The sequence below is a fragment of the Kitasatospora sp. NPDC002965 genome (genome assembly GCF_040611255.1).
In the GTDB taxonomy this organism is placed as follows: domain Bacteria; phylum Actinomycetota; class Actinomycetes; order Streptomycetales; family Streptomycetaceae; genus Kitasatospora.
Genome location: NZ_JBEXNT010000230.1, coordinates 1 through 7,725 on the forward strand (window position 1 = coordinate 1; position 7,725 = coordinate 7,725).

The following is a 7,725-nucleotide window of genomic DNA, read 5'->3' on the forward strand; positions in this document are numbered from 1 at the left end:
GCACCGGCTCGCCGGGCTGGCCGACGACCGGCAGCGCGCGCTGCTGCTCGACCTGGTCGGCGGGGCGGTCAACGAGGCGCTGGGGCGCGGCGGGCCGGTGCCCGCCGACCACAGCTTCGTGGAGCTCGGCCTCGACTCGGTCAGCGCGCTGGCCACCCGCAACCGGATCGGCGCGGTGACGGGGCTGAACCTCCCCGCCACCCTGGTCTTCGACCGGCCGACCCCGCGCGCGGTCGCGGAGTTCCTGCGGGCCGAGCTGACCGGGTCCGGGCCCACCGACGACGCCTGGGCGGCAGCCGCGCCCGTCCCCGCCGACCGGGACGACCCGGTGGTGATCGTCGCGATGGGCTGCCGCTACCCGGGCGGGGTGGACTCGCCGGAGCGGCTGTGGGAGCTGGTGGCGGCGGGCGGCGACGCGGTCGGGGAGTTCCCGACCGGACGCGGCTGGGACCTCGCCGCCGGCTACGCGCCCGAGGGCCGCGAGCCGGGCCGCTACTACCAGCGCGAGGCCGGGTTCCTGGCCGAGGCCGACCTCTTCGACGCCGGGTTCTTCGGGATCTCGCCGCGCGAGGCGGAGGCGATGGACCCGCAGCAGCGGCTGCTCCTGGAGACGTCCTGGGAGGCCTTCGAGCGGGCCGGGATCGAGCCCGGATCGCTGCGCGGCAGCCGAACGGGAGTCTTCGTCGGCGCGATGGCGATGGACTACGGTCCGGGCCTCACCTCCGGCTCGGAGCTCTCCGGCCACCTGCTGACGGGCACCGCCGGCAGTGTGGCGTCGGGCCGCGTGGCGTACGTCTTCGGCCTGGAGGGCCCCGCCGTCACGGTGGACACCGCCTGCTCCTCCTCGCTGGTCGCCCTCCACCTGGCCGCCCGGTCCCTGCGGCACGGGGAGTGCGACCTGGCGCTGGCGGGCGGCGTGACCGTGATGAGCACGCCGGGCATGTTCATGGAGTTCAGCCGGCAGGGCGGGCTCGCGCCGGACGGGCGGTGCAAGGCCTTCGCAGCCGCCGCCGACGGTTTCGGCCTGGCCGAGGGCGCGGGCGTGCTGGTGCTGGAACGCCTCTCCGACGCCCGACGCAACGGCCACCCGGTGCTGGCGGTACTGCGCGGCTCGGCGGTCAACCAGGACGGTGCGAGCAACGGCCTGACCGCCCCCAACGGCCCCTCCCAGCAGCGGGTCATCCAGGCCGCGCTGGCCGACGCCGGTCTGACCGGCGCCGAGGTCGACGCGGTCGAGGCGCACGGCACCGGCACCACGCTCGGTGACCCCATCGAGGCCGGGGCCCTGCTCGCCACCTACGGCCGGCAGCGGCCCACCGAACAGCCCCTGCTCCTGGGGTCGTTGAAGTCCAACATCGGACACACCCAGGCCGCGGCGGGTGTGGCGGGCGTCATGAAGATGGTGCTGGCGATGCGGCACGGTGTGCTGCCCAGGACCCTGCACGTGGACAGTCCCTCGCCGCATATCGACTGGTCGGCGGGGGCGGTGGAGCTGCTGACGCAGGCCCGCGCCTGGGAGACCGAGGACGGGCGGCCACGCCGGGCCGGCGTCTCCTCCTTCGGCGTGAGCGGCACCAACGCCCACGTCGTCCTCGAACAGGCCCACGAGAACGAGCCTGCGGAACCGGACCACGCGGAACCGGAGCACGACGCGGACACGATCGTCCCCTGGCTGCTGTCCGCCCGCTCCCCCGAAGCGCTGCGCGACCAGGCCGCACAACTGCTGACCCTCGACGGGCACCCGACCGACATCGCCCACTCCCTCGCCACCGGCCGCACCGCCTTCGACCACCGCGCCGTCACCATCGGCACCCACCACCGACTCCGCCACGCCCTCACCGCACTCAGCGAGGACACCCCCCACCCCGACCTCGTCCAAGGCACCCCCCACCACCCCGGCCGCACCGTCTTCGTCTTCCCCGGCCAGGGCTCCCAGTGGCCCGGCATGGCCGCCGAACTCCTCGACACCGAACCCGTCTTCGCCGAGAAGATCACCCAGTGCGAGAAGGCCCTCGCCCCACACGTCGACTGGTCGCTCACCCGGCTGCTGCGCGACGCCGAGCCGCTGGAGCGGGTCGACGTCGTCCAGCCCGCCCTGTGGGCCGTGATGGTCTCCCTCGCCGCCCTCTGGCAGCACCACGGCGTCCACCCCGACGCCGTCCTCGGCCACTCCCAGGGCGAGATCGCCGCCGCCGTCGTCGCCGGCGCCCTCACCCTCGAAGACGGCGCCGCCGTCGTCGCCCTCCGGAGCCAGGCCCTCGACGCCATCGCCGGTGACGGCGGCATGGTCTCCGTCCGGCTCTCCGCCGAGCGAACCACCGAGCTGCTCGCGCCCTGGGCCGACCGGATCTCCGTCGCCGCCTACAACTCCCCCACCACCACCGTCGTCGCGGGCGAGAGCACCGCCCTGACGGAACTGCTGGCGGTGTGCGAGCGGGAGGGCGTCCGCGCCAGGAGCATCCCGGTCGACTACGCCTCGCACTCCCCGCACGTCGAGAGGATCCGCACCCGGCTGCTCGACGTCCTAGCCGACATCAGCCCGCAGGCACCCCGCATACCCATGTTCTCCACCGTCACCGGCGACTGGCTCACCACCCCGCCCGACACCGCCTACTGGTACACCAACCTGCGCCAACCCGTCCTCCTCGCCCCGGCCCTCAAGACCCTCCACGAAACCGGCCACACCCACTACATCGAGACCAGCCCCCACCCCGTCCTCGTCCCCACCATCGAGGAGACCCTCGACACCGCCGTCACCCTCCCCACCCTGCGCCGCGACGAAGGCGACCGACGACGCCTCCTCACCTCCCTCGCCCACGCCTGGACCACCGGCCTCACCGTCGACTGGACCACCGCGATCCCCCGCGGCCGACGCGTCGAACTGCCCACCTACCCGTTCCAGCGGGAGCGGTTCTGGCTCGCCCCGCGCACGACCACGCCCCCGGGGGCGGGTCCGTCCGCCGACGGTCTGTGGGACGTCCTGGAGCGCCAGGAGCCGACCGAACTGTCCGCCGAGCTCCAGGTGAGTCCGGCCGCGCTCGGCGAGGTGCTGCCCGCGCTGGCGGGCTGGCGGGCCGAACGGACCGCGACCGCCGAGGCCGACTCCTGGCGCTACCGGATCGGCTGGCAGCCGCTGGGCCTGAAGCCCGCCGAAGCACCGGCGGGCCGCTGGCTGGCCGTGCTGCCGCAGAGCGACACCGCCCGCCGGGTGGTCGAGGCGCTCGCCGCGGTGGGCCTGGACGTGGTCCCGTTCACCGTGAGCGGTCCCGGAACGGGACGCGAGACGCTGGCGAAGCGGGTGACCGAGGCGCTCGGCGACGGGGAGGCGCCGGCCGGCGTGCTCTCGCTGCTGGCCCACGAGGAGCGCCCGCACCCGGAGTTCGCCGACCTGCCGGGCGCGGTCGCGCTGACCCTGGCCCTCGTACAGGCACTGGGCGACGCGGGCGTGGAAGCGCCGCTGTGGTGCCTGGTCAGCGGGACGGCGGTGCTCGGCGCGGGTGAGCGGCCGGGCGGCCCGGTGCAGGGTGCCGTGGCCGGGCTGGCACGCACGGTGGCGCTGGAGCACCCCGAGCGCTGGGGCGGGCTGGTGGACCTACCGCCCGCCGACGGCGCGGGACTGGACGAGCGGGCGGCGCGGCGGCTGTGCGCGGTGCTCGCGGCCGCGCGGGACGAGGAGCAGGTGGCGGTGCGGTCCACCGGCGTGCACGGGCGCCGGCTGCTGGCCGCCCCCGTCCGGACGGCCGTGGACTCCGGGCCGGGCCCGGCGGTGTGGCGGCCGGCCGGGGCGGTGCTGGTAACCGGCGGGACCGGCGCGGTCGGGGCGCAGCTGGCGCGCCGGCTGGTGGCGCAGGGTGCCGAACGGGTGGTGCTGCTCAGCCGCCGGGGTGCGGCGGCGCCCGGGGCGGCGGCGCTGCGGGCGGAGCTGGGCCCGGCCGTGGAGCCGGTGGCCTGCGACGTGACGGACCGGCAGCAGCTCGCCGCGGCCGTCGCCGCGTACCGGCCGGACGCGGTGGTGCATGCCGCCGGGGCGCTGGACGACGGGGTCCTGGACGCGCTGACGCCCGAGCGGATGGCGTTCTCGCTGCGCGCCAAGCTGACCGCGGCCCTGCTGCTGGAGGAGCTGACGGCCGACCTGGAGCTGTCCGCCTTCGTGGTGTTCAGCTCGGTGATGGGCGTGGTCGGCAACGCCGGTCAGGGCAACTACGCGACGGCCAACGCCGCTCTGGACGCGCTGGTCGCGCGGCGCCGGGCCGCCGGCCTGCCGGGAACCGCGATCGCCTGGGGTGCCTGGGGCACCGACGGGGCCGACCGGGACACCGGCGGCGCGGGCGCCGGAATGCTGGCCGACGAGGTGGCCCGGCGGCTGGGCGACCGCGGCCTGCCGACCATGGCACCGCGCAGCGCGATCACCGCGGTGGCCCGCGCGCTGGGCGAGGACGACGAGCTGGTGGTGGTCGCGGACGTGGACTGGCGGCGGCTGGCCGAGTCGTCCGGTCTGCGTTCGGCGCTGCTGGGACGGCTGCCGGTGCCCGCCGCCACGGCGCCGGCCGAGGTCCGGCCCGCGGCGGCGGAGCGGCCCGGCGAGCTGGCGGGCCGGCTGGCCCCGCTGGCCCCGGGCGAGCGGATGCACCTGCTGACCGACCTGGTGCGTGCCAACGCCGCGGCCGTGCTGCGGCACGCCGACAGCGGCGCCGTGCTGCCCGCGCGGGCGTTCGCGGAGCTCGGTTTCGACTCGCTGACCGCCGTCGAGCTGCGCAACCGGCTGGGCACGGCGACCGGTCTGCGGCTGCCCGCGACCGTGCTCTTCGACCACCCGACACCGCACGCGGTGGCGGTGCGGCTGCTGGCCGAGCTGGGCCTGGCGCGGGAGTCGGCCGAGCCGGGCCCCGCCGGTGCGCCCGGGGGCGGCGCGGCCACCGGGCCGGACGGGGGCGAGCCGCTGGCCGTGGTCGGCATGGCCTGCCGCTTCCCGGGCGGGGTGGGCTCGCCGCAGGAGCTGTGGGAGCTGCTGGCCGAGGGCCGGGACGCCGTCGGTGACTGGCCGGCCGACCGCGGGTGGGACGTCGAGCGGCTGTTCGACCCGGACCCGGACCGCCCCGGCACCACGTACAGCCGCAGCGGCGCGTTCCTGGCGGACGCCAGCGGCTTCGACGCCGAGTTCTTCGGGGTGAGCCCGCGCGAGGCGCTGGCCATGGACCCGCAGCAGCGCCTGCTGCTGGAGACCGCCTGGCAGGCGGTCGAGGACTCCGGGCAGGACCCGTCGGCGCTGCGCGGCGGCCGGGTCGGCGTCTTCGTCGGCACCAACGGCCAGGACTACGTGGACGCGCTGGCGGCCGCCGAGGGGATCTCCGAGGGCCACCTGCTGACCGGCAACACGGCCAGTGTGCTCTCCGGCCGGATCTCCTACGCCCTGGGGCTGGAGGGTCCGGCGCTGACCGTGGACACCGCCTGCTCGTCCTCGCTGGTCGCCCTCCACCTGGCGGCCCAGTCGCTGCGGCGCGGGGAGTGCGAGCTGGCGCTGGCCGGCGGGGTCACGGTGATGAGCACGCCCAAGCTGTTCGTGGAGTTCAGCCGTCAGCGCGGGCTGGCCCCGGACGGGCGGTGCAAGGCCTTCTCGGCGGACGCGGACGGCACCGGCTGGGGCGAGGGCGTGGGCGTGCTGGTGCTGGAGCGGCTCTCCGACGCCGTGGCCCGCGGCCACCGGGTGCTGGCCGTGGTCCGGGGCTCGGCGGTCAACCAGGACGGTGCGAGCAACGGCCTGACCGCCCCCAACGGCCCCTCCCAGCAGCGGGTCATCCAGGCCGCGCTGACCGACGCAGGGCTGACCGCCGACCAGGTCGACGCGGTGGAGGCGCACGGCACCGGCACCCGGCTCGGTGACCCGATCGAGGCCCAGGCGCTGCAGGCCGTGTACGGGCGCGGCCGGGCCGCGGACCGGCCGCTGCTGCTCGGTTCCGTCAAGTCCAACCTCGGCCACACCCAGGCCGCCGCCGGGGTCGCCGGGGTGATCAAGACGGTCCTGGCGATGCGGCACGGCCTGCTGCCCCGGAGCCTGCACATCGCGGAGCCCAACCCGCACGTGGACTGGTCCTCGGGTACGGTACGGCTGCTGGCCGAGGCCGTCGCCTGGCCGGACACCGGCCGGCCGCGACGCGCGGGCGTCTCCTCGTTCGGGATCAGCGGCACCAACGCCCATGTGATCGTGGAGCAGGCGCCCGACGCCCCCGTGCGGGCGCCGCTGCCCGCGCGCCGTGCGCCCCTGCTGCTGTCCGCCCGGGGTCCGGCCGCCCTGCGGGCCCGGGCCGAGCAGCTGGCCGACCACCTGGACGGGCGGGAGGAGGTCGACCTCGCGGAGCTGGGCCGGGCCCTCGCGGTGAGCCGGGCCGGTCTGGAGCACCGGGCCGCCGTGCACGGCGCGGACCGGGCGGCGCTGCGCGAGGGCCTGCGGGCGCTGGCCGACGGCGCCCGCTCGGCGGCGGTGACCACCGGCGTGGTGCGGGCGGACGGGCGGACGGCGTTCCTCCTGCCGGGCCAGGGCAGCCAGCGGGCCGGGGCCGGGGCCGGGCTGTACCGTGCCGAGCCGGTCTTCGCCGACGCGCTGGACGAGGTGCTGGCGGCGCTGGATCCGCACCTGGACCGGCCGCTGCGCGAGGTGATGTTCGCCGCGCCGGGCAGTACGGAGGCCGCGCTGCTGGACCGCACCCGCTACACCCAGCCGGCCCTGTTCGCCCTGCAGACGGCGCTGCTGCGCCTGCTGGACCACCACGGTGTGCGGCCCGACCTGCTGCTGGGGCACTCGATCGGCGAGCTGTCCGCCGCGCACGCGGCCGGGGTGTTGGACCTGGCGGACGCGAGCGCGCTGGTGGCCGCGCGCGGCCGGCTGATGGACGAGCTGCCCGAGGGCGGCGCGATGGTGGCCGTCGAGGCGACCGAGGAGGAGCTCGCGGCGGTTCCGGCCGCGCCGGGGGTCGACCTCGCTGCGGTGAACGGACCGCGCTCCTGCGTGCTCTCCGGTGACCGCGCGGCGGTGCTGGCCGTGGCGGAGGAGTTCCGGGCGCGCGGACGGCGGACCAAGCGGCTGGCGGTGGGCACCGCCTTCCACTCCGCGCGGCTGGAGCCGATGCTGGCGGCCTTCCGGGAGGTCGCGGCGGGGCTGGCGTACCGGCCGCCGACGCTCCCGGTGATCTCCGACCTCACCGGTGAGCCGGCCGCCGCCGAGCAGCTGTGCTCCCCCGACTACTGGGTGCGGCACGCGCGCGGCACCGTCCGGTTCCTGGACGGCGTGCGGCGGCTCCGGGCCGAGGGTGCCGACCGCTTCGTGGAGCTGGGCGCCGGCGGGGTGCTCTCCGCGCTGGTGCAGGAGAGCCTGCCGGACACCCCAGAGGGCGCGGCGGTGGCGCTGCTGCGCGAGGGGCGGCCGGAGGACGAGTCGGTGACGGCCGCGCTGGCCCGGCTGTACGTGCACGGCACGGCGGTGGACTGGAGTCCCGGCGGCACCGGCGGCGGCCGGGTCGAGCTGCCCGGCTATCCGTTCCAGCACCGCCGGTTCTGGCCGGCGCCCGCCGTCACCGCCCCGGCCACCGGGCGGCTGCGCTACCGGATCGACTGGCAGCCGCTGGAGCCGGGGCCCGCGGCCCGGCTCACCGGCCGCTGGCTGCTGGTGCTGCCCGAGGGCGCCGACGCGGACGGCCCGGCCGACGGCGCCGCGCGGGCGCTGGCGGCCCG

General features: G+C 77.0%; 1 protein-coding gene. It reads left to right on the forward strand.

What is annotated here, in order from left to right:
• The coding region (locus ABZY91_RS40705) for a type I polyketide synthase (RefSeq protein WP_355409131.1) at positions 1-7,725 on the forward strand (7,725 nt) is incomplete at both ends.